Annotated in this window: 23 protein-coding genes; 7 read left to right on the forward strand and 16 right to left on the reverse strand. The window is 58.9% G+C overall.

Features of this window, described 5'->3' with window-relative positions; all coding sequences use genetic code 11:
* Positions 1–3: 3 nt before the first annotated feature.
* The 3 genes from RCJ00_RS11480 to RCJ00_RS11490 form a co-directional block, all read right to left on the reverse strand.
* Positions 4–420, reverse strand: coding sequence for a hypothetical protein (locus tag RCJ00_RS11480; RefSeq protein WP_316222055.1), 417 nt, complete (start codon positions 418–420; stop codon positions 4–6).
* A complete protein-coding gene (gene xth, locus RCJ00_RS11485; RefSeq protein ID WP_316222057.1) occupies positions 413–1,216 on the reverse strand; it encodes an exodeoxyribonuclease III in 804 nt (267 codons plus the stop codon). Before xth ends, RCJ00_RS11480 begins: the two co-directional genes overlap by 8 nt.
* 238 nt (positions 1,217–1,454) lie before the next feature.
* Complete coding sequence (locus tag RCJ00_RS11490) at positions 1,455–2,138, reverse strand: LolA family protein (protein ID WP_316222058.1); 684 nt, start codon at positions 2,136–2,138, stop codon at positions 1,455–1,457.
* Positions 2,139–2,331: 193 nt separating this feature from the next.
* Here RCJ00_RS11490 and galA point away from each other — a divergent pair, with 193 nt between their 5' ends.
* On the forward strand, positions 2,332–4,770 hold the full coding sequence (galA, locus tag RCJ00_RS11495) for a beta-galactosidase GalA (RefSeq protein WP_316222059.1): 2,439 nt from the start codon (positions 2,332–2,334) through the stop codon (positions 4,768–4,770).
* Between the two features lie 133 nt (positions 4,771–4,903).
* Here galA and RCJ00_RS11500 read toward each other — a convergent pair whose 3' ends face one another.
* The gene (locus tag RCJ00_RS11500; RefSeq protein ID WP_316222060.1) at positions 4,904–7,387 is read right to left on the reverse strand and encodes an FtsK/SpoIIIE family DNA translocase; all 2,484 of its coding nucleotides are present in this window, start codon (positions 7,385–7,387) and stop codon (positions 4,904–4,906) included.
* Positions 7,388–7,580: 193 nt separating this feature from the next.
* Here RCJ00_RS11500 and RCJ00_RS11505 point away from each other — a divergent pair, with 193 nt between their 5' ends.
* Positions 7,581–8,825, forward strand: coding sequence for a UbiH/UbiF/VisC/COQ6 family ubiquinone biosynthesis hydroxylase (locus RCJ00_RS11505; RefSeq protein ID WP_316222061.1), 1,245 nt, complete (start codon positions 7,581–7,583; stop codon positions 8,823–8,825).
* Between the two features lie 6 nt (positions 8,826–8,831).
* On the opposite strand, the gene RCJ00_RS11510 is transcribed toward RCJ00_RS11505, so the two are convergent.
* The 3 genes from RCJ00_RS11510 to RCJ00_RS11520 are packed head-to-tail and all read right to left on the reverse strand — an operon-like array spanning position 8,832 to position 10,493.
* Positions 8,832–9,041 (reverse strand): Trm112 family protein, encoded by a 210-nt coding sequence (locus RCJ00_RS11510; protein ID WP_316222063.1) that lies wholly within the window; start codon positions 9,039–9,041, stop codon positions 8,832–8,834.
* 9 nt (positions 9,042–9,050) lie between these two features.
* A complete protein-coding gene (gene trxA, locus RCJ00_RS11515; protein ID WP_316222064.1) occupies positions 9,051–9,923 on the reverse strand; it encodes a thioredoxin in 873 nt (290 codons plus the stop codon).
* Positions 9,924–9,983: 60 nt separating this feature from the next.
* The gene (locus RCJ00_RS11520) at positions 9,984–10,493 is read right to left on the reverse strand and encodes a prolyl-tRNA synthetase associated domain-containing protein (RefSeq protein ID WP_316222065.1); all 510 of its coding nucleotides are present in this window, start codon (positions 10,491–10,493) and stop codon (positions 9,984–9,986) included.
* A gap of 38 nt (positions 10,494–10,531) precedes the next feature.
* Between RCJ00_RS11520 and RCJ00_RS11525 the strand changes: the two genes are divergently transcribed.
* A complete protein-coding gene (locus RCJ00_RS11525; RefSeq protein ID WP_316222066.1) occupies positions 10,532–11,305 on the forward strand; it encodes a DUF6065 family protein in 774 nt (257 codons plus the stop codon).
* A 66-nt stretch (positions 11,306–11,371) separates the two neighbouring features.
* Here the strand turns inward: RCJ00_RS11525 and RCJ00_RS11530 are convergent, their stop codons facing one another.
* The 7 genes from RCJ00_RS11530 to RCJ00_RS11560 form a co-directional block, all read right to left on the reverse strand.
* Positions 11,372–11,929, reverse strand: a complete 558-nt coding sequence (locus tag RCJ00_RS11530; RefSeq protein WP_316222067.1) for a CC0125/CC1285 family lipoprotein — start codon at positions 11,927–11,929, stop codon at positions 11,372–11,374.
* A 111-nt stretch (positions 11,930–12,040) separates the two neighbouring features.
* Positions 12,041–12,712, reverse strand: a complete 672-nt coding sequence (locus RCJ00_RS11535; RefSeq protein WP_316222068.1) for a LysE family translocator — start codon at positions 12,710–12,712, stop codon at positions 12,041–12,043.
* A gap of 22 nt (positions 12,713–12,734) precedes the next feature.
* Positions 12,735–13,508 (reverse strand): metallophosphoesterase family protein, encoded by a 774-nt coding sequence (locus RCJ00_RS11540; protein ID WP_316222069.1) that lies wholly within the window; start codon positions 13,506–13,508, stop codon positions 12,735–12,737.
* Entirely contained in the window at positions 13,505–14,335 is an 831-nt protein-coding gene (locus RCJ00_RS11545) for a phosphatase PAP2 family protein (RefSeq protein ID WP_316222070.1), read from the reverse strand. Before RCJ00_RS11545 ends, RCJ00_RS11540 begins: the two co-directional genes overlap by 4 nt.
* Positions 14,332–15,246 carry a diacylglycerol/lipid kinase family protein gene (locus RCJ00_RS11550; RefSeq protein WP_316222071.1) on the reverse strand — a complete coding sequence of 305 codons (915 nt, stop codon included), beginning with the start codon at positions 15,244–15,246 and terminating at the stop codon, positions 14,332–14,334. Before RCJ00_RS11550 ends, RCJ00_RS11545 begins: the two co-directional genes overlap by 4 nt.
* A gap of 143 nt (positions 15,247–15,389) precedes the next feature.
* A complete protein-coding gene (locus tag RCJ00_RS11555) occupies positions 15,390–16,625 on the reverse strand; it encodes an argininosuccinate synthase (protein WP_316222072.1) in 1,236 nt (411 codons plus the stop codon).
* Between the two features lie 140 nt (positions 16,626–16,765).
* Complete coding sequence (locus RCJ00_RS11560) at positions 16,766–18,802, reverse strand: potassium transporter Kup (RefSeq protein WP_316222073.1); 2,037 nt, start codon at positions 18,800–18,802, stop codon at positions 16,766–16,768.
* A 185-nt stretch (positions 18,803–18,987) separates the two neighbouring features.
* On the opposite strand from RCJ00_RS11560, the gene RCJ00_RS11565 reads away from it, so the two are divergent.
* Both RCJ00_RS11565 and RCJ00_RS11570 read left to right on the forward strand, forming a co-directional pair.
* The gene (locus RCJ00_RS11565; protein WP_316222074.1) at positions 18,988–19,437 is read left to right on the forward strand and encodes an Rrf2 family transcriptional regulator; all 450 of its coding nucleotides are present in this window, start codon (positions 18,988–18,990) and stop codon (positions 19,435–19,437) included.
* Between the two features lie 71 nt (positions 19,438–19,508).
* The gene (locus RCJ00_RS11570; RefSeq protein ID WP_316222076.1) at positions 19,509–20,306 is read left to right on the forward strand and encodes an SDR family NAD(P)-dependent oxidoreductase; all 798 of its coding nucleotides are present in this window, start codon (positions 19,509–19,511) and stop codon (positions 20,304–20,306) included.
* Positions 20,307–20,332: 26 nt separating this feature from the next.
* Here the strand turns inward: RCJ00_RS11570 and RCJ00_RS11575 are convergent, their stop codons facing one another.
* Positions 20,333–21,061 (reverse strand): MarC family protein, encoded by a 729-nt coding sequence (locus tag RCJ00_RS11575; protein WP_031237937.1) that lies wholly within the window; start codon positions 21,059–21,061, stop codon positions 20,333–20,335.
* Between the two features lie 74 nt (positions 21,062–21,135).
* Between RCJ00_RS11575 and pyrF the strand changes: the two genes are divergently transcribed.
* Positions 21,136–21,828, forward strand: a complete 693-nt coding sequence (gene pyrF / locus RCJ00_RS11580) for an orotidine-5'-phosphate decarboxylase (RefSeq protein WP_316222079.1) — start codon at positions 21,136–21,138, stop codon at positions 21,826–21,828.
* A gap of 6 nt (positions 21,829–21,834) precedes the next feature.
* Here the strand turns inward: pyrF and RCJ00_RS11585 are convergent, their stop codons facing one another.
* Positions 21,835–22,050 (reverse strand): DUF1674 domain-containing protein, encoded by a 216-nt coding sequence (locus RCJ00_RS11585; protein WP_316222080.1) that lies wholly within the window; start codon positions 22,048–22,050, stop codon positions 21,835–21,837.
* 82 nt (positions 22,051–22,132) lie between these two features.
* On the opposite strand from RCJ00_RS11585, the gene htpX reads away from it, so the two are divergent.
* The gene (gene htpX / locus RCJ00_RS11590) at positions 22,133–23,050 is read left to right on the forward strand and encodes a zinc metalloprotease HtpX (protein ID WP_316222081.1); all 918 of its coding nucleotides are present in this window, start codon (positions 22,133–22,135) and stop codon (positions 23,048–23,050) included.
* Positions 23,051–23,076 lie beyond the last annotated feature (26 nt).

Consider the following 23,076-nt stretch of genomic DNA (forward strand, 5'->3'; position numbering starts at 1 on the left):
GATTTAGTCTTCGGCGTCAACGTACCACACGAACCATATGGCGTCTTCCAATCGTCCGCCATTGGCCAGCAATTGTTCCACCGGCCCCGGGAAGGCTTCGCGAATTTCCGCGGCGAAATCGACCTCCGCCTTCAATTCGGCCAGAGCCTGCAAAGATATATTGGCCGCCATCTCGACCTGTGCCTCCCACGGCAGGACGGGCGGGATGAGTTGGCAGGCATCGATGTCGATCCAGTCGCATTCGCCAATGGCGTCCGGCGTACGTATTTGCAACTGGCCGCCGATATTGCGCAGTCCCAACGCCCTAGCCGCGGCAATGACGTCTGGCAGGTTATCGACCCGCCAGGCATATTCGCTGTGACGCAAATCGGCTTTCGCCAGAATGTCGGCGGGCAGTCGGCTTTCGACGGGATCAGTCATATTGGAACTCGACCTGTATGGGGGCGTGGTCGCTGGGGCGATCCCATTCGCGAACCGTATCATGGATTTTGGCCGCGATACGATCGCCGACCTTTGCCATCAAACCCGGATTGAGCAAAATGTGATCCAGCCTCAGGCCGCGATTGCTCTTACGAAAATCGGCGGCGCGATAGCTCCACCAGGTAAAAATCTTCTGCGGATCGGGATAGGCGACACGGAACGGGTCGTGCAGAGCACCCGCACGCATCAATGCATCGAACGCCGCGATTTCCGCCGGCGTATGACTGACGACGCGCAGCATCTGGCGATGGCTCCAGACATCGAATTCGCCGGGCGCGATATTCAGGTCGCCGCAGATCAGCAGGGGTTTGTCCGGCCCGCGCCGCGCCAGATCCTCGGTCAAGCGTTCGTAGAAGGTCAGCTTGTGATCGAACTTGTCATTGCCCTCGCGGTCGGGCAGGTCGCCGCCGGCCGGAATGTAAAAGTTCCAGATATCGATGTCGCCTATCCGGATGGCCTGAGCCCGGGCTTCGCCGCGGCGGCAGAAGGTGGGGGTGGCTTGCGCATCGAACGGCACGCGTGAAACCAATGCCACGCCATGCCAGCCTTTTTGACCCGCGATATGGATGTGGGGATAGCCCAGGGCTTCAAACGCTTCGCGAGGAAACTCGTGTTCCTGACATTTGATTTCCTGAAGGCACAGGACGTCTATGTCGTTTGTTTTTAAAAACTGTTCAACCTGCGGCAGGCGGAGCCGGACCGAATTGACATTCCACGACGCAAGGCTAAGGCGCATTCCAAAAAGCTTTCCCGGCCGCCTGTTTCACATGACGGAGGTCGGTTGCGCAAACAGACAAAAAAAACCGGTTCGCGCTGACGAACCGGTTTAAAGATTTTGGCACATAACACGAAGAGAAAAAAGGGAAAACGCACGCCCGGAAGGTCCCGGGCCTAGAGAAAAACCGCCGTCATTCTCCATGTGTGAAAAATAACACGATCAATAAAAAACGACAAGAAAAAAGTTTGATCTGGCGTTATTTTTTTGTCTGCGGCTTATTCAACACAAAAAGCGACGGATTTAGCCCCGAATCGCGGGTGAAACTGGTCAGTCGGACTGTGGTGGCGCGATTTTGCGCATCAGTGATGGTCCATTCGCGCAAACCTACCGAGCCGTCGCCGGATTGGCTGAAGCCGAGGGTGATATTGCCTTCCACCGATTTGCGGCGGTCGCGCGCTTTCAAGATGAAGCCTTGGGCATTGGAACTGACCGCCGTGACAACGACGCCTTGATCCAGGCGAATCTGGCGTGCAAGGAAGAGCGACAGGGGTGTTTCGCTCAAGGGATAGCTGTCGAAGGATTGCAGACGTGGGTCCCACATATTCACGTTCTTTCCGTCCGACACGATGAGCAGCGAATAGGGTGGGTCGTATTCGAAGCGCATTTTTCCGGGACGCGCGATATACCAATTGCCGGTCGTGCGTCGGCCCTTGTAGTCGGTCTGCTCAAAACGACCCTGACCTGTGGCCAGGGCTTGCAGGTATTCGGTCGCTTTCTTGATCCGCGCCTTGTCGGCGGCGTTGAAATTCGGCGGCGTAATTAGCCCGCCAAACTGGTTTTTACTATTCTGCGCGGCGGCGGGCAGGCCAGATGTCAAGGCGGAAACCAGGCCGGTGGCCGTAAGGCCCAGCAAAAGCGTGCGTTTGTTCAGATCGGTCATGGCCAAAACCCATAAAGACAATGTTCGTAAAAATCCAATGCCTTGAAACATCATTGCAAGGCGTCCTTTTTACGACCTTATCCGCGTACGGGTGAACCAGGTCTGAAAATGCCATTCAGCAAAATCGTATACATTATTCTTGTCATTGCGCCGTAAGTCGATTTAAGTTTGTCCACCACAGAAGGAGCGCCCCATGACTGGATTGAACCGTCGTCATCTCTTGCAAGGAACGGCAGCCCTGTCGCTTGTCCCCGCCGTCGTTGCGTCGGGGGAGTCCGTAGCGGCGCCGCTCAGCCCAGATACGGGGCCACGCCAGATTATCAGATTTGATGACAACTGGCGCTTTGCGTTTGGCCACGCCAGCGATATTGCCCGCGACTTTGGCTATGGTGCCTATCAATATACCCACGCCAAGCAGGGATTGTCGGGTGTTGTGGCGTCCGAGGTCAAATATGACGACAGCACCTGGACTGCGGTACAGTTGCCGCACGATTGGGCCGTGGACCTGCCCTTCGTCAACAACGAAACCTATGTGCCCGGCGGGCGCGAATATGAAGAGGACGAGGCGGCGGCGCACGGCTACAAACCCGTCGGCCGCAAATTTCCCGAAACCAGCGTCGGTTGGTATCGCAAGGTGTTCAAGCTTGACCCCGGCGACGAACTAAAACGCCTGACACTGGAATTTGACGGCGTATTTCGCGATTCCACGGTTTTCCTGAACGGCTACATCATCAACCGCCATGAAAGCGGTTATACCCCGTTCGAAGTCGATATCAGCAACTTCATAAATACCGACGACACTCCCAATGTTTTGCTGGTGCGGGTCGATGCCTCGTATGGCGAGGGCTGGTTCTATGAAGGCGCCGGCATTTATCGTCATGTGCGAATGGTCAAAACAAACCGGACCTACGTGCCGCAGTGGGGCGTTTACATAAAATCGGATATTTCGGGCGCCGTGGATATCGAAACCCGGGTTGCCAGTGATGCGGACAAGACGGTCACGCTTGTGTCCACGATTACCGACCGGGACGGCCACATCGTAGCCCGGCTGGAAACAGCTGTCGCGCTGACCGCTCAGACGGAACAGACGATCAATCAGGCGACCAAGCTCGATCGGCCGCGTTTGTGGGGGCTGGATGATCCGCATCTCTACACGGTGAAAACCGAAATCGTCGAGGCGGGCGTTGTGGTGGATGTTTTCACCAGTACGTTTGGCGTGCGTGAGGTGGTGTTCAAGGTCGATGGCTTCTTCCTCAATGGCCAACCGATGAAGATCAAGGGCACAAACAACCACCAGGATCACGCCGGCGTTGGTTCGGCCATTCCTGATGCCCTGCATATCTGGCGCTTGCAGCAACTGAAGGCCATGGGCTCCAATGCCTATCGGTCATCGCATAATCCGGCGACCCCAGAGGTTCTGGATGCGTGTGACCGCATGGGTTTGCTGGTCATCGATGAAACGCGACTGATGACGTCAGCGCCGGAAGGGCTGGCCGAACTGGAAACCCTCGTGCGGCGTGGGCGCAATCATCCATCGATCATCCTGTGGTCGATCGGCAATGAGGAGCCGCAGCAAGGTACGGCCCGCGGGCTGAAAATCGCCCGTGACATGAGGCGGGTCGTCAAGCGGCTGGATCCGACGCGTCCGATTACGGCAGCAATGAACAATGGCCAGGGTTTCGGCATCACTGCAGCGCTGGATGTGCTGGGCGTTAACTATTACGTCACGCGATTGCAGCCCGTCCGTGAAAAGTTTCCCAACCTGCCGGTGGTGGCGACGGAAACGGCCTCGACCCTGTGCACGCGCGGTGAATATGAACGCTCGGATACAAAACTCTATGTGCCGGCCTATGACACGACGGCGCCGAAGTGGGGACACACGGCCGAAAATTGGTGGCCGCTGTATAACGCCACGCCGAACCTGCTTGGCGGCTTTGTTTGGACCGGCTTTGACTATCGTGGGGAGCCGACGCCTTTCAATTGGTGGCCGTCGGTTACCTCGCATTTCGGCATCATGGATTTGTGCGGATTTCCAAAGGATAATTACTGGTACTACCAAGCCTGGTGGTCGGATAAGCCGGTCTTGCACCTGTTTCCGCACTGGAACTGGGACGTGGGTAAGGTCGTGCCGGTCTGGGTGCATTCCAATTGCGAAGCTGTGGAGCTGTTCGTCAACGGCAAGTCGGCCGGCCGCAAGGATGTGGTGAAGGACCGTCACCTTGAGTGGAGCATACCGTTCGCGCCGGGCCAGATAACGGCCTATGGCTACAAGGGCGGGAAGGTTGTCATGAAGGCCGAACGCCGTACAGCCGGGGAAGCGGCCCGGGTGGTTTTGACCGCCGATACGATCGACGACATCACCGTCCTGAAGGCGGAGCTATTCGATGCCAAGGGCATAGCCGCGCCACGTGCCGACAATCTGATTCATTTCGATGTCGAAGGGCCTGCGCGGGTTATCGGCGTCGGCAACGGCAACCCGACCAGCCACGAGCCGGACAAGGCGACCTATCGCAAGGCGTTTAATGGGCTGGCCCAAGCGATCGTACAAAGAACGGCCGGCCGGCCGGGTGCGATACAGATTACCGCGCGCTCCGAAGGGCTGATTTCAGGACGGGTGGATCTGAAGGCATAGACCCGTCACATTAGACGAAACCGGCCCCCTGCCGATGTTAGAGCTCCGGTCTGATTGCATCAGATCGGCGCTCTAATTTTTTATTTTTACGCGTTTTTTGATCCGAAAAGTGCGTCACACTTTTCGGAAAGCGCTAATGACCGGCGGGTGGACCGACCAGGATGTCGCGCTTGCCGACATGGTTGGCGGGTCCGACCACGCCTTCCTGCTCCATTTTTTCCATCAGGCTGGCGGCGCGGTTATAGCCGATCTGAAGCTTGCGCTGGATGTAGGAGGTGGAGGCCTTCCGGTCGAAGGTGACGTAATAGACGGCCTTGTCGTAGAGGTCGTCGCCGGACCCGCCGCCTTCGCCCGCGCCGCCATCCGACCCGCTTTCCTCGTCGCCGCCATAGGTGACGTCTTCGAGATAGTTCGGTGTGCCCTGATCGCGCAGGAACTGGGCAACGGCTTCGACTTCCTCATCCGATACGAAGGGACCATGCAGGCGGGTAATACGGCCGCCGCCGGCCATGAAGAGCATGTCGCCCTGGCCGAGCAGCTGTTCGGCGCCCTGTTCGCCCAGAATGGTACGCGAATCGATCTTCGACGTGACCTGGAACGAGATCCGCGTCGGGAAGTTGGCCTTGATCGTGCCGGTGATGACGTCGACCGACGGACGCTGGGTGGCCATGATCAGGTGGATGCCGGCGGCACGCGCCATCTGGGCCAGACGCTGGACCGCGCCTTCAATGTCCTTGCCCGCCACCATCATCAGGTCGGCCACCTCGTCGATGATCACGACGATATAGGGCATGGGCTCGGGCACCATTTCATCGAATTCGTAGACGGGTTGGCCGGTTTCGTCGAAGCCGGTCTGAACCTTGCGCACGAAATTCTTACCTTCGGCGGCGGTTGCGCGGGCGCGTTCGTTGAAGCTGGCGATATTGCGCACGCCGATCTTGGACATACGGCGATAGCGGTCTTCCATCTCCTTGACCGTCCACTTCAACGCCACGACGGCCTTTTTCGGGTCAGTGACGACCGGGGCCAGCAGGTGAGGAATGCCGTCATAGACGCTGAGTTCCAGCATCTTCGGATCGATCATGATGAATTTGCACTGCTCGGGATCGAGACGGTACAGGATCGACAGGATCATGGCGTTGACACCGACCGACTTACCCGAACCGGTCGTACCGGCGATCAGCAGGTGGGGCATCTTGGCCAGGTCGGTGATATAGGGCTCGCCGCCGATGCTTTCGCCCAGGGCCATCGGCAGGATGTGACCGGCGCGCTCGAATTCGTTGGAGGCCAGAAGATCGCGCAGATAGACGGTCTCGCGCTTCTGGTTCGGCAGTTCGATACCGATGGCGTTGCGGCCCTGAACGATCGATACGCGGCAGGACCGGGCCGACATGTTCCGCGCGATATCGTCGGCCAGGGCAACGACGCGGGCACCTTTGACGCCGGCGGCTGGCGCCAATTCGTAAAGGGTAACGACAGGGCCGGGGCGAATCTGGTCGATGACGCCGCGCACGCCGAATTCGGCCAAGACGCTTTCCAGCATTCGCGCGTTCTGACGCAGTGAATCTTCGTCATAGGCGTGGCTGCGCGGCTTAGGCTTGGCCAGGATGGACAGCTCGGGCAGACGGAAATTGCCGGGCCGGAGGAATTCGAACACCGGCTGTTTTTCAGCTTCTACGCGGGGCGCCGGTTTGGCCGGTTTGATATCCATGACGGGAAGGGGCGCGATGTCGTCGACAAAGTCAGGGTCTTCGTAGGGCGCCATTTCGTCATCGAGCGGCGGAAGTGCGCCGGTCTTGGCTGTATTGGGCGAAATACGCGGTCCCGCACTGAAGGCGGGGGCTGGAGCCGGCGCGAAATCATCGTCTTCCGCTATGTCATCGGCCGGATCTTCGACCACTGGCTTGACCTTCGGGGTGCGCTTGACCTTTGTGGCGACAGCTTCGCCCGCATCGGTCGCCATGCCGCCGAGCGACACGCCCGAAAACGCGTTGCGCGTCAGGGCGCCGATAGCGCTCGACAGATGCAGATAATGGCCCATGTTCAGGCTCAAAGCCTTGTTAAAGCCAAGCAGGGAGAGACCGCCCCAGATCACGCTGGCGATAATGACAGCGCCGGGCAGGTGCATGAAGTCGAATAGGGATTTCAACAGGTTATGAATCCCCGATCCCCAGAAGCCGCCCCAGCTTTGCCCCAAAACCGCGTCCTGGGAGGTCATCAGCGGGGCGATGGCAGCGGCCAGCGCCAAGACGAACAGGGTGGCCCATAGAGCGTGGAGGCGCAGCTTCACACGGGTCTGGTCCGGATCGGGATGGAAGGTGCGCTGAAGGCCGAAATAGATCATCAGGGCAGCGGCGGGCCAAGCCGCCAGACCGATGGATTGATTGCCTATGTCGGCGATGATCGCACCGAATGACCCCAGGGCATTGCGGATCGGACCGTGACCGACCGTATTGAAGCTCGGATCTTCGGCGTGATAGGTTGCCAACGCCACGAACCCGGCGAAACCTGTTAGGGCAACGAAAGCCCCACGCAGGCGGGCCATGATGGCGGATTGCCAAATGGCGCGCATGTGGGTGTCAAAGGCGTTCCAAACGGTCATGGTCAGGCTGGACATAGGTACGATATCGGGGCTTCATAAAATTTCGGCTGAGCCTCAGCAGATGCCACGAAAAGGGTTAAGAGCTGTTTACGATCCGGTCTCAAGGGGTGCTTTCCAGCCGGATTTAAGTAAAAATTTTAACCCTGTTGCCGATCTCCGCGTCACCTGACCGCATTGCGCTTTGCCGCCTGGCCGCTATGATAGGGGCATGAAAACCTATGATGTGATTATCGTCGGTGCTGGCATGGCCGGCATGACCTTGGCTCTGGCGCTTAAATCTGGCGGACTTGAGGTCGCGTTGATCGAACGCCAGCCGTTCGACGACATGCTCGATGTCTCCTTCGATGGCCGCGCATCGGCCATTGCCTATGCCTGTTTCCGGCAATGGAAGGCTTTGGGCGTTGGGGATGTGCTGGAAAAACACGCCTGCCGGATGGACGAAATCTTTGTCACCGACGGTCATTTGCCCGGCGCCTCCGCACCCCGACCGCTGCCCTTCTTCCTGCACTTCGCTTCGGATGAAATTTCCGATCGCACCGGTGATGAACCGCTTGGCTACATGGTCGAAAACCGCCAGGTGCGCAAGGCGTTGTACGAGGAAGTCACCAGACAGGACATACGCCTGATTACACCGACCACTGTGGTCGAACGTCGCGATGACGGGGCCTTCGCCGAACTCGATCTCGATACGGGCGAAACCCTGCGCGCGCCGCTGATCGTTTCGGCCGAAGGCCGCAAATCGACCCTGCGCGAGAAGGCCGGTATCAAGAATATCAACTGGTCATATGATCAAAGCGCTGTGGTGTGCACGGTTCAGCTGGACCATTCGCACAATCACGTTGCCTACGAACATTTCCTGCCGACGGGGCCGTTCGCCATCCTGCCGCTCAACAACAATCGCGCATGTATCGTGTGGTCGGAAACCCACGCCAAGGCCAAGGCCCTGATGCAGGTTGACGATCAGCTGTTCCATGATCATCTGCTGGCCCGCTTCGGCGAGTTTCTGGGGAACATCACCCTGGTCGGGCCAAAATTCATCTATCCACTCGGGCTTGGTCTGGCGGAAGAGATGTACAAAGGACGCCTGGCCCTGCTGGCGGATTCCGCTCACGGCATTCATCCGATTGCCGGTCAGGGGCTCAATCTCGGTCTAAAAGATGTGGCCGCGCTGGCTGAAGTCCTGATCGAGGCGACGCGTCTGGGTGAAGATATCGGCACCGATCTGGTGCTCGAACGCTATGCCAAATGGCGTCGTTTCGACAATGTCTCGACCTCGGTGGTGATGGACGGTTTCGTGCGCCTGTTCTCCAACGGAAATCCGCTGCTGCGATTGGCCCGCGGTGTCGGCATCGGCCTGTTCAACCGTGTGCCGGCCTTGCGTACCTTCGTCATGGAAGACGCGGGCGCGGCGACGGGCGACCTGCCGAAGCTGTTGAGGGGCGAATTGGTCTAACCAGCCCTAAGCGGGATCGAACTTGCGCGCCTGATCGACCAGCATGATCGGCACGCCGGAGCGAATGGGGAAGGCCAGGCCGACCGTCGGGCTGATCAATTCCTGAGCGGCCTTGTCGTAGGTCAGCGGGCGGCGCGTTACCGGGCAAACCAGGGCCTCAAGCAGGCGCGGATCGACTTCGATTTCAGTCTTGGCATATGTTTCGATATCGGTCATGGCGAGGCCTTAGCTGAACAGCATGGAGGACAGGCGGCGACGGCCCGCCTTGGTCAGCTCGGACGTATTGCCGAGCGCGGTAAAAATCTTGAACAGATAGGTGCGGGCGGCCTGATTGTTCCACTCCGGCTCGTACTTGACGATTTCAAGCAGGGCATTGATCGCTTCAGCCGTTTCCCCTTGTGCCGCAAGAGCGCGCCCCAGGTCGTACCAGGCGTCGAAATCGCGGTCATTCTGGGCGATCTTGGCCCGCAGGCCGGCCACGTCGGTCGGCGCGCCTTCGGCCAGTTCCAGCGCGGCACGCAGTCCCAGGATGTCCGGATCCTTGTTGTCGGCGGGCACCTGGTCGAGAATGGCCTTGGCGTGGTCCGGCTGCTGTAGCTTCAGGTAAATCCGCGCCATGCCGGCGACGGCTTTGTTGTTTTCAGGGTCTTGCTCCAACACGAAGGCGTAGGCCTCCATGGCGCTGGGCATGTCGCCGTCCTCGACAGACTTGGCGGCCAGGGCCAGGGCTTCGTCGAGCGATGGTCCGCTCTCGGGGACTCCCAGCTTGTCGATAAAGGCGCGTAGTTCGGTTTCCGATTTAGCCCCCATGAAGGCGTCGACAGGGCGCCCGCCGACGAAGGCATAGACAGTCGGGATGGATTGAATGCGCAGTTGCGCGGCGATGGCCTGGTTCTTGTCCACGTCGATCTTGACCAACTTGACCTTGCCCTTTTGCTCGCCGATCACCTTTTCAAGCGCCGGACCAAGCTGGCGGCACGGTCCGCACCAGGTGGCCCAGAAATCGACGATGACCGGACGCGTCATCGATTCCTCTATGACATCGGCCATAAAGGTCTGTTCGTTGCCGTCGATGATATTGGGATCGTTGCTGGCCATGGGGTACCTCTCACATTTTGCCATTCGGCTTAGCTCAAGTGGGCCTTCGCTTCAATTGAATCAAGTGACCGCCGCGAAATCGATTATTACCAAATCACGTCCGAGCGAGGCGATAAAGGTGCGGAAATCGGCTTGGCTGAGCGACGTGGTGGCGGTGTTGGTCAACGGGTGGAAGTTGACGATATCGGCGTCGGCCAGGGCTTTATCCAAAATGAACTTCACCCGCCGGTGCGGATCATTGATCAGACCCAACGCGGTGACCGAGCCCGGACGGACGCCCAGGGCTGCATGCAGCCGCTCCTCCGATCCGAATGACAAACGCCCTGAGCCAATGATTTTGGGCAAGGCCTTCAGATTGATCTGGGTGGTTTGCTCGGCTGATATCAGCCATAGCTGACCCTTGTCGTCCTTGAGAAACAGGTTCTTGGTATGGGCGCCGGGCAGTTGCGACTTTATGTCGTCACCTTCACCGACGCGGAAGACCGCTTCGTGGGAGAGGGTGCTTGTTTTCAGGCCCAAATCATTTAAGGCTTCGAGCAGTTTTTCAGGCGTGTAGAGCGTATCGGTCATGGCCGTCGTGTCTAGCGCAATAAGGATGGAACTGCCAGATGGAACTGGAATGCTTCGTGATGACCACCTATCCCCCGGAAATCGTGCCGGGACGGCCCGATCGGGACTGGATGGATGCGTTTCAGGCGCGGTTTCCGTACCGGTGCCTGCCCCTGGTCATGGCCAATACGACCGGCTGGGAAATTATCTGTCCCGTCGATTTCACCGTCATCTGGAACGGGAACAAGGGTAAGGACGATCTGGTCATTTCCTGTGATTCCGATCCTGATTACGCGCTGGAACATCTTGTGTCGTCGCACTTCACCCATGGCGTTCTGACCTTCCATACCGGCTACATGTTCCGAACGCCGCCGGGCTACGCGGTCCTGGCATCCGGCGCTCCCAATCATGTCAAGGATGGTATCCAACCGCTGACTGGGCTTGTCGAAACGGACTGGCTGCCCTTCCCGTTTACGATGAACTGGATCATGACGCGACCGGGCATGGTCAGTTTCAAAAAGGGTGAGCCCTTCTGTTTCATCCAGGTCGTGGAGCACAAGAAGCAGGATGAATTCCAGCCGGTGATCAAATCGCTGGAAAGCGATACGGAGCTGAAAAAGCAGTTCGACGCTTGGGCCAAGACGCGTTCGGAATTTAACGAAAGCCTGGTTCGCCGCGATCCGGAAACCATTAAGGAAGCCTGGCAGAAATTCTATTTCAAGGGCGAGAAGCCCGACCCCACAGGCCAGGTGATAGAGAAGGTAGACGACCATACCAACCGTCGTCGGCTCAAGACGCCGAAAGTCATCCGGCCCAAGAAAACGGGTAGATGAAGACAGGCGGATAAAGAAAAACCCTCCGGCGCGAACCGGAGGGCTTTTTATTGGTTTGAGCAAGGCCTATTGGCGCGGGGCCGCCGGGCGGACAATGCGGGGCTCCAGGCTCGACTGGATAGCGCGGGCGTCGTAGGCAGCCGGATTGCTGTCCGGCTTCGGACCCTTATGCATGACGATTTCAGCGACCGCTTCGTAACGGGTATATTCGAAGGTATCCATGCCGAAGTCAGACCCCCAAGCACCCCAGCGGCTCCAACGGTTGCGACCGTAGAAACGCCACGACAGGCCGTCATAGAACGGATCGTTATAGGTCACCGTACGGCGCTTTTCATCGGTGCCGCGCGATACGATTTCGAACCAGTCAAAACCGGAGCTAAGCGTCAATTCAGCCGCCCGGTACAGAAGGTAATTTTCAACCGTATCCCGACCCGTCATATCATTGCCTGAGAATTTCAGGCGATAGCGGTTTTCTTCCAGGCGGGTTTCCGAATAGCCGCGGTCACGGGTAGCGCCCGTGGCCATGGCGGGCTGATACGGAGTAGGCGTGGCGCAGGCCGACAATACGGTCAGGCTGGCGGCGGCCAGGAGGGCAAGGGCCAACGGACGGTTCAGGCGTTTCATGATGTAACTCCCCACGGGTACGGAACTTTACCAGAGTATTAACCTGTCAAGATGAGGCGTCAATGTGGCATTTGTAAGCCGGGAATATTGCCACCGTAAGGGCCAGCCTGGTCAGATATGGAACAGGTCTGTCAGGGAATGCCAGATGATTACCCCGGCAATACTGAGCAGGATCAGGCTGACGGCAATGTCAAATCTCTGCTTGTTTTTCGGGTTGGTGAGCAGGTGCGACAGCGTAACGGCACCTAGCCCATAACTGGTCATGGACAGTATATCCATACTGATGGATGTAACGGCGAAAACCGCCATCTGGGCCGGCATGGCGCGATGAATATCGAGAAATGGTGGGAGAACGGCGGTGAAGAACAGGGTCACTTTCGGGTTCAGCAACTGCACCATAAAGCCGTCACGGAACGTGCTCCATAGAGGGCTGTTGGGGTCGGCGGGTTCACTGAGGGAAAAGCTGACCTTTTCGTTGCGTAGGTCGAAAGCCGAGTACAGGCTTTTCAGGCTGATCCACGCCAGATAGACACCGCCACCGATCGCGATAATCTGAAAGAGCAGGGGTACGGTGATCATGATGACCTGAAGACCGAAGGCCGCAGCAATAAACCACACCAGCGTAGCCAGATTGACCCCGATTACGCCCAGAAATACCCGCCGGTATGACCGCGCCAGCCCTATACGCACGAAGAACATGTTGGCCGGTCCCGGCGAAATCGCCATGAGAAACATGGCGGCCAGGAAGGCATAATACTTATTGAGATCGACGACGGCAGACATGCGGCGGCGCTTACCACATTTTTTACGGCTTGGTGTGGGTTATCGCCTCAAAGGTGGTGAATTGTCCGTTGTCGTACCGCAGCAGGTCGATGCGAACCGTGCGGTCACTGAAATGCAGGATGTTGAAGCCCTGGGGTTGACGGCGGATGCGGGTGGACATGGCTGTGGAGGCGCTGACGAACAGGGTCTTATGCACATCCGACTGGCGCGTCTCGATATAGGCATGGTGCTGATGACCGGCCAGGACGATATCTATGTTCTGATCGGCAATGGTTTTGAGCAGTTCTGCCGAATTGAAGACGGTGATATCAAGCGGAAATTCCTTTGGGCTCATCAAAGGATGATGCAGCACGAACAGACGCCACGGCGCGGGGCTGTCGGCGAAGCTCTCGGCAATATCGCGGCGTTGCCGTGCGCTGACGGCGCCGTTGGCCCAATTCCAGTGCGGCAGGATGCGGCGTGCCGTATTGATCCCCTTGATATGCACCAAGGATGTTGCCAGTTCGGGATTGAGATCACGGGTGAGGTGGCGTTTGTAACGGGCGAATGGATTGATGAAGCGCGCCAGATCCATGCCGGGCAGGTCGTGATTTCCGGGGATGACGAACACCGGCACGGGCAAGGCATCGAAAAAGGCGCGGCATTGCACGAACTCCTCTTCGGCGGCCGACTGGGTGACGTCGCCGCTGGCAATAACCAGATCAACCTGTGCCGAGGTGATGTGCGCCAGCAAGGCGCGCATGATCGCGTCATCGTGGCTGCCGAAATGCAGGTCTGAGATATGGGCGATCTTCACGTCTGGCTTTCGCTATGGGTTGGGGCAGGGATGGCGGCAGGAGCGGATCGTTCGCTATAGCGCGCATGATCCGTCCCGAAGTTGCAGGCGATGTTTATACTGCCCGCGAGCGCCAGGGCCAGGCCTATGACGGCCATCATCTTGATGGGCTCCACCGGCTCCGCCGGCCGCCACATGTAAAACAAACCGAGCAGGGCCAGCCACGCCGACCCGAAGAACAGTCCGCCGGCCACGTCCGACAGCCAGTGAGCACCCAGGTACAGACGGGAAAAGGCTATGATGCCGACGAGGATGACCAACCCCGCTACGATCGGAATGCGGGTTCGGAAGGGTAGCTCCCTTGCCATTATCATGATGAGTATGCCGTATAGAACCGCGTTGGTGGTTGAATGGCCGCTGGGGAAGGAAAAAACGCTTACGCCCCCATAGTCCAGGTCGCCGGGACGGGCCCGTTGCAGGCCCAGCTTAATGGCTGAATTGATAAGGGAACCGCCGCCAACCGCCATTAGCCAGTAGGTCAGTGTGTGCCAGGCGCGCTTGTACATAAGCCAGGCCGCCCCCGCTGCCGTCACCGCGACCACCACCCAGGTGTCGCCCAATTCTGTAATGCCGATCATCAGCCGGTCCAGCAGGGGATTGCGCAGGGCCTGCAAGGCGGCATAGGTCACCCTATCGGGACCGAACAAGGGGTCTTCCAGAAACACCTCTTCAATGACCTCGAAAAACAGCCAGGCCCCGGTCACCAGTATGGCGCCGAACAGCAGGAGGGCGCGCCATTCCTGCCGCAACGGCGGCGGTAGCCGGTCGATCCGGCTCCGCCAGCTCATGCCTGTGCCTTTTCGGCCGGCACCAGCACATGAACAAAGTCGGGCTTCAATGTGAATTCCAGCGGTGATTTCAGCTTCATCACTTCGCCATCGACTGAAATTAACGGCTTGTGGTGCTGGCTGAAAATCCGAAACCGTTTGCCGGTCATCTCGGTCATGTCCCGATCGTGTAGCCAGTGGCCAAAGATCAATCGCCACAAGAGGCGAACATGGTCCGACGATGTCTTGGTCGTAGAGATGTACACAGCCAATTCGCCGCCCCTTAAGGACACACGCTTGAAATTGCTTTCGGTGAGCGTTTCCGAATCGGCAAACCGGTTGGCGGATATCACCACTGCTGGCGTGCGGAATTTCGACATCTTGCCATCGGCTTCGATAACGAGGCGTGAGCGCTTGTTCTTGTCCATATTGTTGAGGACGAACAGGAACAGTTTCGGCATGAGCAGGAACTTGTTGGTCAGGCGATTGGCTTCGCGAAAGACAGAGGCCTGCGGCATCGTGCCCAAACTGGCGCAGCATAGAAAGATTTCGCCGTTGACGAAACCAGCGTCCATGGTCTGTTCGGTTGTGCCGACGGCGTAGGCCGCAAGTGCTTGTTGCAGCGAGGAAAATCCCAAATCGATGGCGAGCAAATTCATGGTGCCGAACGGCAGCACCCCGAATGCCTTTTTTTGGCCGGCCAATGACTTGGCGGTTTCACGAATGGTGCCGTCGCCGCCACCGATGATCAGGCGCTCCGGCTGCGCCGCCAGGCGTTTGAGGTTTTGCGCCATGTCTTCCGGTTCGGAAAAGCACAGCTCAGCCACCGGAAGGCCGCTGGCGCTTATGGCCATTTCGATAGCTGGACGGCCCATATTGAGCACCGTGCCGGCCTTGCCGTTGATCAGAATATTGAAGCCTTCAGTGGCCATGCCGCCGCATTTCCTTGTTTGAACCGGTAAGGTGGAAGAGACGGGTGCAAAGAGTCAATGTGGGATGACGCGCCATAGACCGGCGGCAATAAAAAAGCTCCGCCTGCGCGGCGGAGCTTTGTGAGGATAGCGGAAAGATTGGATCAGCCGCGCTGATCGCGCTTGGCGGCAACCCGCAGGCGCAGGGCATTGAGCTTGATGAAGCCCGCGGCGTCACGGTGGTCATAGGCGACCTTGCCTTCTTCGAAGGTGACCAGATCCTGATCGTACAGCGAATAGGGGCTTTCGCGACCGATGACGGTGACATTGCCCTTGTAGAGCTTGACCGTGACGCGGCCGGTGACCTTGTCCTGGCTGTAATCGATGGCGGCCTGCAACATCTGGCGCTCCGGTGAGAACCAGAAGCCGTTATAAACGAGCGAGGCATATTTCGGCATCAACTCGTCCTTCAGGTGCATGGCGCCCCGATCGAGGGTGATGGATTCGATGCCGCGGTGCGCCGCCAGAAGGATGGTGCCGCCCGGGGTTTCATAGACGCCGCGCGACTTCATGCCGACGAAGCGGTTTTCGACGAGGTCGAGGCGACCGACGCCGTTGTCATGGCCCAGCTGATTCAGCTTGGTCAGGAGCATGGCCGGCGACAGGGCTTCACCATTGATGGCAACCGGGTCGCCCTTTTCGAAGTCCATGGTGAACACGGTCGGCGTGTCGGGCGCGGCTTCCGGCGAAATGGTGCGCTGATAGACGAATTCCGGCGCTTCGACAGCCGGGTCTTCCAGCACCTTGCCTTCGGAGGACGAGTGCAGCAGGTTGGCATCGACCGAGAAGGGCGCATCGCCGCGCTTGTCCTTGGCGATGGGGATCTGGTGCTGTTCGGCGAAGGTGAGCAGGGCTTCGCGCGAGGCGAATTCCCATTCACGCCAGGGCGCGATGACGCGGATATCGGGTTCCAAGCCGTAATAGCCGAGTTCGAAACGGACCTGGTCGTTGCCCTTGCCCGTGGCGCCGTGGCACACGGCATCGGCGCCGACCTTGCGGGCGATTTCGATCTGCTTCTTGGCGATCAGCGGACGGGCGATCGAGGTGCCGAGCAAATATTGGCCTTCATAGACCGTATTGGCGCGGAACATCGGGAAGACGTAGTCACGCACGAATTCCTCGCGCAGGTCTTCGATGAAGATGTTCTCCGGCTTGATACCGAGCAGTTCGGCTTTCTTGCGCGCCGGTTCCAGCTCCTCACCCTGACCGAGGTCGGCGGTGAAGGTGACCACCTCGGCGTTGTACTCCGTCTGCAGCCACTTCAGGATGATCGAGGTGTCGAGACCGCCGGAATAGGCGAGGACGACTTTCTTGACGGGCTTCTCAGCGGGTGCGGACATGTTTGCAAACCTTTGGGCGGGGGAGACCATGTGAAAAAATTCACGCGCGCTTTACGGTCTATAGCCCCCCGATGCAAGACTTATTGCGTCGCCGCTAAAACTAAAGGCCGCCGGCATCCCGGCGGCCTGATCTGAACGGCCTAGACCGTGACCTGAGTGCCCAGTTCGACGACTCGTCCGGGCGGAATATGGAAGAATTCGGTTGGGTTGGTCGCGTTCTTCATCAGGAAGATAAACAGCTTGTCCTGCCACAGCGGCATGCCGGAATTGGCCGAAGGCACGACTGAACGTTTGCCGACGAAGAAGCTGGTGGCCATGATGTCGAACTTGAGGCCCAGCTTGCGGCACAGACCCAGGGCGCGCGGCAGGTTCGGACTTTCCATAAAGCCGTAGATCAGGGTCACCTTCTTGAAGTCTTCGTTGATGGCCTCGATGGAGACGCGATTGCCTTCGGCCACGCGCGGCACACCAACTGTTTTCACCGTCAGGATGATATTCTTTTCGTGCAGCACCTTGTTGTGCTTGAGATTGTGCATCAGGGCCACCGGCGCGGATTCGGCATCTGAGGTCAGGAAAATGGCCGTCCCCGCCACGCGGTGCGGCGGACGTTTCTTCAACATCTCGACGAGATCGAGCAAAAGCACACTGTCGCGCTTCGATTTATCGGCCAGCGTACGTGATCCGGTCGCCCAGGTCAGCATGATCATGACCAGTATGCCGGCCAGAAGCAGGGGTAGCCACGCGCCCTGCGGAATTTTCAGCAGGTTCGAGCCGAAGAAGACCAGATCGAGCGTGCCGAGCGGGAGCAGAAGCGCCCAGGCCTGCCAGCGCTTCCATTTCCAGACGTGGCGGAGGAAGACATAAGCCAAAAGTGTGTCGACCATCATGGCGCCGGTGACAGCAATGCCATAGGCCGAGGTCAAGCGGTCGGTCGAGCGGAAGGCGAACAGCAGGACGAGCACACCGACCATCAGCATGGTGTTGATCTGCGGCACGAATATCTGTCCGGCCTGGGTCTCGCTGGTGCGTTTGATATCAATGCGCGGTAAAAGGCCGAGCTGAACCGCCTGTTGGGTGATCGAAAAGGCGCCGGTTATGACGGCCTGCGAAGCGATGACGGTGGCCATGGTGGCCAGGCCGAAGACCGGCCAGTAGGCCACCGTCGGGACCATGCGCCAGAACGGGTTTTCGCGTGCGGATGGGTCGGCCAGGGTAAGGGCGCCTTGACCCAGATAGTTGAGCGTCAGGCAAGGCAGGATGAAGAACAGCCACGAATACTGGATCGGCTTCTTGCCGAAATGGCCCATGTCGGCATAGAGCGCTTCAGCCCCGGTAACCGCCAGGAAGACCGAGCCCAGGATAACAAAACCAGTAAATCCGTTGGCAATGAGAAATTCGACGCCATAGTGCGGCATGAGCGCGACCAGGATCCCGGGCTGGTCGAAGATGTGGTACAGGCCCAAGCCGCCCAAAACAAGAAACCAGACCACTGTGATGGGGCCGAAGAAGTTGGCAACCTTCGCCGTTCCCTTCGACTGCACCATAAACAGGGCAATCAGGATGACTGCTGAAATTGGCACGATCAGGTGGGACATCGACGTGCCGATGCCGGGCGCGTCCTTCAGGCCTTCTACGGCGCCGAGCACTGAAACCGCCGGCGTGATGATGCCGTCGCCATAGAACAGAGCCGCGCCGCATATGCCGAGGAAGAACACCGTCGGCGAATATTTGCCCAGCGCCTTTTGTGTCAGTGCCATGAGCGCCAGGGTGCCGCCTTCGCCCTTATTGTCCGCCTTCATCAGAAAGAGAACATATTTGACCGTGACGATCATGATCAGCGCCCAGAAGACGAGCGAAATCACACCCTTTATGGCCAATTCGGCGTTCGTGCCCTCACGCGTGTGAAAGAGCGCTTCGCGCATGGCGTAAAGCGGGCTGGTGCCGATATCGCCGAAAACAACGCCAATGGAGCCGACCGCCAGTGCCCAAAAGCCGTCCGTACCATGGCCATGGCTCGATACAGCCTCGGCCTCGGACGCATGCGGACCGGCAGATTTGGTGGCGGAAGTGTCTATTTTTTGATTTGTACTGACACCCTGGGCGACGGCGTCACCGGTGTCTGGCTGCTGTGAGTCCGGTGTGTCGGCCGGTGCCTCAGGACGGGTATCCCCGGTCATGCATACTCTCCTGAGGGGTGCCGAAATGGCAGGATGACACACGTCATCTGGGAGGCCCTCGCTTGAACTGCGGGCTCTTACGCCTATTTATAGACACATTCAATCTCGATTGTTGTTGTCTTTGGGGGTCTTGGGCGTAAGCCCCCTATCAAAAGGCACAGAAATCTAATATCTAGAAGTGGCAAATGTCAGATAGTCAAAGATTTCCCGTGGCCGCCCACACGCTGGCCTACCTGGCCCACCGCAACGCCTACTCGCGTGAACAGGCGGTGTCTTCGTCTGTGCTTGCCGCTTCGATCCCGACAAATCCGGTCGTGATCCGCCGGATGACCACGCAACTGGCCAAGGCGGGCCTTTTGGCGACCTGCTCCGGCGTGTCCGGCGGAGCCTGGCTGTTGCGCCGGCCGGACGATATCCGGCTTGACGAAGTGCTGAAGGCTGTCAATGGCTGCGCGCATCTGGGCTCTGCGCCTTTGGGGGCCGAAGGGTGTCCTGTGAGCCAGGCCATCCCCAAGGCGGTCAATGAGGCCATGATGGCTGCCAATATCGCGGCGGCGAAAAGCCTGTCGACCTTCACCGTAGCCGATCTGCTAAAGCATGCGGCTGAATTGCCGGTCGAATGCCCGGCACAATAGCGCGAATAATCTTGCCTTTCGACTAGGGTTCGTGTTTCGGTTTTCCCTCATTTTTGATTTGGGGAACTGATTTGGCACGCCGTCTGGTTCTGATCACGGGCGCATCTTCGGGCATAGGCCTGGCCTTCGCGCGCATCTATGCGTCGCACGGCTGGGATGTCGCCCTGACGGCGCGACGCGGTGATCGCCTGGACAAGCTGGCGGAGGAAATCCGTCTGCGTTTCGGGGTCGAGGCTCACGCCCTGCCGGGTGACCTGGCGGACCCAAACACGCCCGAAGCCCTGCAAAAAGGCATACTCGCGCTGGGGCGCAGCGTCGACGGTCTGGTTAATAACGCCGGTTACGGGCAACCGGGCGGTTTTGTGGCCACGTCGCTCGAAGACCACAAGGCCTTCCTGCAAGTCATGATGCTGGCCCCCGTGGAACTGATGCATCGTTTCATACCCGACATGAAGGCGCAGAAGTTCGGCCGTATCGTCAATGTCGCTTCCCTGGCCGGGTTCCTGCCGGCGTCGCCCGGCGATACGATGTATGGGCCGGTTAAGACCTTCCTGACCCGTTTTTCTCAAAGCCTGCATCTGGAACTGCGCGACCATGGCGTGCACGTCAGCGCCCTATGTCCGGGCTGGACCTATTCCGAATTTCACGATGTCGTCGGATCGCGCTCCAAATTGTCGAAGGCCATTCCCGAATGGTGGTGGATGGGCGCCGATGAGGTAGCCCGCGAAGGCTATGTCGCTGCGGAAGCCAACCGGGCTTGCTGCGTGCCCGGCGCGCCGAACAAGACGGCGGCGGCCTTGCTTAAGGTGCTGCCCGATGACTGGACGATGGAACTGGCGTCAGGACAACTCAGCAAAATCCATAGGTAACTGAAGTTATAGTAGCTTTTTCAGGATTAGCTGTGCTTGCCGCTTTCGTACGGGTGAGCGGCCGACGGCAGGATCAGGTTATGGGTGATCTCGCTGACCGCAGAGATGATAATCTGCACGGACAGGGCGCACAGTATCAGACCGAGCACGCGCACAACGACCACCATGCCAACCCGTCCGAAGACGCGCGATATGGTGTTTGAGAACAGCAAGGTAACCAAAACCGCCGCGCCGGTGGTAAAGATGGCGGCTACGCCCGTTGCCAGTCCGATATAGCCGAGTTTTTGTGCCTCGCCGGCCTGAATGATAACGGTTGAAATGGTGCCGGGGCCAACCATCAGCGGGAAGGCGAACGGCACGACTAGTTTTTCAAAGGCGTTTTTGGCTTTTTCCCGGTGGCCGAGCGGTTGCACGCCGGTGGTGGGGTCGCCGCCATGCTTGACGTCTTCGGCTTGGGTAAAGCTGTCGATGAAGTCGCCGCGCGCCATTTCCAGCCCCATCAGAAACAGCAGCAGGCCGCCGGCGATGCGGAAGGCATCCATGGAAATGCCGAAGAATTTCAGGATGCTCAAGCCGGCAAAAAAGAAGATGGTCAGGATCAGCGCGGTGAAGATGGAAATATAGATGCTCAGCCATCGACGAGAGGTCGATGTCTGGCTTTGCGTGGCGGCGGCATAGATGGGCACATTGCCGATCGGATCGATCAGCGCGAAAAGCGTGATGAAGAAGTTGACGTAGAACTCAACAAGAGTCATTGGCAGGCCCAGAGAGAATTGCGCTACCACACAGCAATTCGTTCCAGATCGCAACCCCTGCAGAGATTTTGCCCATGCCCAACGCCGATCCGCGCCTCATTGTCGCCCTCGACGAACCCGATCTGACTTCGGCGCATAAGCTGGTGGCCAGGCTTGGCGACAGCGTGAGCTATTACAAGGTCGGGCTCACCCTGCTGGCCCAGGGGGGCTTGAGCCTGTGTCAGGACCTGAAAGCGCAAGGTAAGCTGGTGTTCCAGGACTGGAAATTGCACGACATCGGCGCCCAGGTCGAAGGCGCGGCGAAGGCGGCCACATCGGGGGCCTGCGATTTACTGACCGTTCATGCCGAACCGCAAGTCATGAAAGCGGCGGTCGCCGGCCGGATCAATCCGAAAACCCGCATCATTGGCGTTACGGTCATGACCTCGCTCAGCCAGGCCGATCTCGATGACATGGGCTATGGCATGTCACTGACCGATCTGGTGCTGAGACGGGTCGATCAGGCGGTAGAATGCGGCCTGGATGGCGTGGTCGCCAGTCCGCACGAAGCGGCGATGATCCGCGCCCGCGTACCGGCCGATTTCCTTATCGTTACGCCGGGCGTGCGTCCGGTCGGCGCCGACGTCAACGATCAGCAACGTATCGCCACGCCGGAAGACGCGTTCCGCAACGGTGCCTCGCATGTGGTGGTGGGGCGCCCGATTACGCGCGCCGCCGACCCAGTCGCCGCGACGCAGGCGATCCTGGCGGCGATCCAGACTATTTAAAAGCGACTAAAAATCGACGGCGATGCCTTTGCGCTCCCAATCGCCGAAACGCGTCGGTTCCGGTCCCGCGGGTCCGCCGTCCTCGACAGCCCTGGCGATTTTCGCCTCTTCCCGGGCACGGCGTTCCGCCGCTTCGGCCAGGGCGCGCTTGGCGGCTGGCGTCAGGACCTTCTTTGTCTCCAACGCACTGATGTCCTGAATCTTTTCACCATCTGATGACATTTTCGTAACCGCCTTGCGGGAAATGGCCGGGATTTCCATATCTAGGCCTTAACCGGTTGTTTCTCAAGGAGCTACACGACAAATGAACCCGTTCAAGACCTATCTGCTTCTCGCAGGCCTGACCGCGCTGTTTGGCGCCATCGGTTTTGCTTTGGCAGGGCCCACGGGTATGCTGATCGCGCTGGGCCTCGCGGTGGCGATGAACCTTTTCGCCTATTGGAACTCGGACAAGGCGGTGCTGCGCATGTATGGCGCGCAGCGCGTCGAGCCGCAGTCCGGCAATGCCTTGCTGCGCAATTATTATGATGACGTCGCCGAGCTGAGCCGCCGTGCCGGCTTGCCCATGCCGGCGGTCTATATCATGGAGTCGGATCAGCCGAACGCCTTCGCTACGGGGCGCGACCCCGACCATGCGGCTGTTGCCGCAACCACGGGGTTGCTGCGGATGCTGGATCGCGACGAAATCCGGGGTGTCATGGCGCACGAACTGGCGCACGTCAAAAACCGCGACACCTTGACCATGACGATCACGGCGACCCTGGCCGGTGCCATCTCGTCGCTGGCCAACTTCGCCATGTTTTTCGGCGGATCGCGGGATGATGAAGAGGGCCATAGCAATATCATCGTCACCATCCTGATGATGGTTCTGGCCCCGATCGCTGCCATGCTGGTCCAGATGGCGATTTCCCGGACGCGTGAATACGAAGCGGACCGCGTCGGGGGCGAAATCTGCGGTGATCCGGACAGCCTGGCCCGGGCTTTGAAGACAATCGAAGCCTATGCCAAGGGAACGGTCAATTATGGTGCCGAGCGCAATCCGGCGTCCGCGCATCTGTTCATCATCAATCCCCTGCACGGCCGGGGCATGGACAATCTGTTCTCGACTCACCCGGCAACGGAAAACCGCGTCAAAGCACTGATCAAGCTGGGTATGGACATGAAACGGCGTTCCCCCGCCGCAAACGGCTTTACGAGCGTGCCCACAACGCCTATGAGCTAGGCGAAATTGTCTCCCCCGCGATCGTC

This window comes from Asticcacaulis aquihabitans (genome assembly GCF_032490435.1).
Classification (GTDB): domain Bacteria; phylum Pseudomonadota; class Alphaproteobacteria; order Caulobacterales; family Caulobacteraceae; genus Asticcacaulis.

Excerpts from the sequence above, each read along its gene's own strand:
- RCJ00_RS11565 (WP_316222074.1), top strand. The coding sequence starts at position 18,988 with ATGTCAGATAGTCAAAGATTTCCCGTGGCCGCCCACACGCTGGCCTAC.
- RCJ00_RS11575 (WP_031237937.1), bottom strand. The coding sequence starts at position 21,061 with ATGACTCTTGTTGAGTTCTACGTCAACTTCTTCATCACGCTTTTCGCG.
- RCJ00_RS11530 (WP_316222067.1), bottom strand. The coding sequence starts at position 11,929 with ATGAAACGCCTGAACCGTCCGTTGGCCCTTGCCCTCCTGGCCGCCGCC.
- RCJ00_RS11525 (WP_316222066.1), top strand. The coding sequence starts at position 10,532 with ATGGAACTGGAATGCTTCGTGATGACCACCTATCCCCCGGAAATCGTG.
- pyrF (WP_316222079.1), top strand. The coding sequence starts at position 21,136 with ATGCCCAACGCCGATCCGCGCCTCATTGTCGCCCTCGACGAACCCGAT.
- RCJ00_RS11545 (WP_316222070.1), bottom strand. The coding sequence starts at position 14,335 with ATGAGCTGGCGGAGCCGGATCGACCGGCTACCGCCGCCGTTGCGGCAG.
- RCJ00_RS11555 (WP_316222072.1), bottom strand. The coding sequence starts at position 16,625 with ATGTCCGCACCCGCTGAGAAGCCCGTCAAGAAAGTCGTCCTCGCCTAT.
- RCJ00_RS11585 (WP_316222080.1), bottom strand. The coding sequence starts at position 22,050 with ATGTCATCAGATGGTGAAAAGATTCAGGACATCAGTGCGTTGGAGACA.
- RCJ00_RS11520 (WP_316222065.1), bottom strand. The coding sequence starts at position 10,493 with ATGACCGATACGCTCTACACGCCTGAAAAACTGCTCGAAGCCTTAAAT.
- RCJ00_RS11505 (WP_316222061.1), top strand. The coding sequence starts at position 7,581 with ATGAAAACCTATGATGTGATTATCGTCGGTGCTGGCATGGCCGGCATG.
- RCJ00_RS11535 (WP_316222068.1), bottom strand. The coding sequence starts at position 12,712 with ATGTCTGCCGTCGTCGATCTCAATAAGTATTATGCCTTCCTGGCCGCC.
- RCJ00_RS11560 (WP_316222073.1), bottom strand. The coding sequence starts at position 18,802 with ATGACCGGGGATACCCGTCCTGAGGCACCGGCCGACACACCGGACTCA.
- RCJ00_RS11500 (WP_316222060.1), bottom strand. The coding sequence starts at position 7,387 with ATGTCCAGCCTGACCATGACCGTTTGGAACGCCTTTGACACCCACATG.
- htpX (WP_316222081.1), top strand. The coding sequence starts at position 22,133 with ATGAACCCGTTCAAGACCTATCTGCTTCTCGCAGGCCTGACCGCGCTG.
- RCJ00_RS11550 (WP_316222071.1), bottom strand. The coding sequence starts at position 15,246 with ATGGCCACTGAAGGCTTCAATATTCTGATCAACGGCAAGGCCGGCACG.
- xth (WP_316222057.1), bottom strand. The coding sequence starts at position 1,216 with ATGCGCCTTAGCCTTGCGTCGTGGAATGTCAATTCGGTCCGGCTCCGC.
- RCJ00_RS11480 (WP_316222055.1), bottom strand. The coding sequence starts at position 420 with ATGACTGATCCCGTCGAAAGCCGACTGCCCGCCGACATTCTGGCGAAA.
- RCJ00_RS11510 (WP_316222063.1), bottom strand. The coding sequence starts at position 9,041 with ATGACCGATATCGAAACATATGCCAAGACTGAAATCGAAGTCGATCCG.
- RCJ00_RS11490 (WP_316222058.1), bottom strand. The coding sequence starts at position 2,138 with ATGACCGATCTGAACAAACGCACGCTTTTGCTGGGCCTTACGGCCACC.
- trxA (WP_316222064.1), bottom strand. The coding sequence starts at position 9,923 with ATGGCCAGCAACGATCCCAATATCATCGACGGCAACGAACAGACCTTT.
- galA (WP_316222059.1), top strand. The coding sequence starts at position 2,332 with ATGACTGGATTGAACCGTCGTCATCTCTTGCAAGGAACGGCAGCCCTG.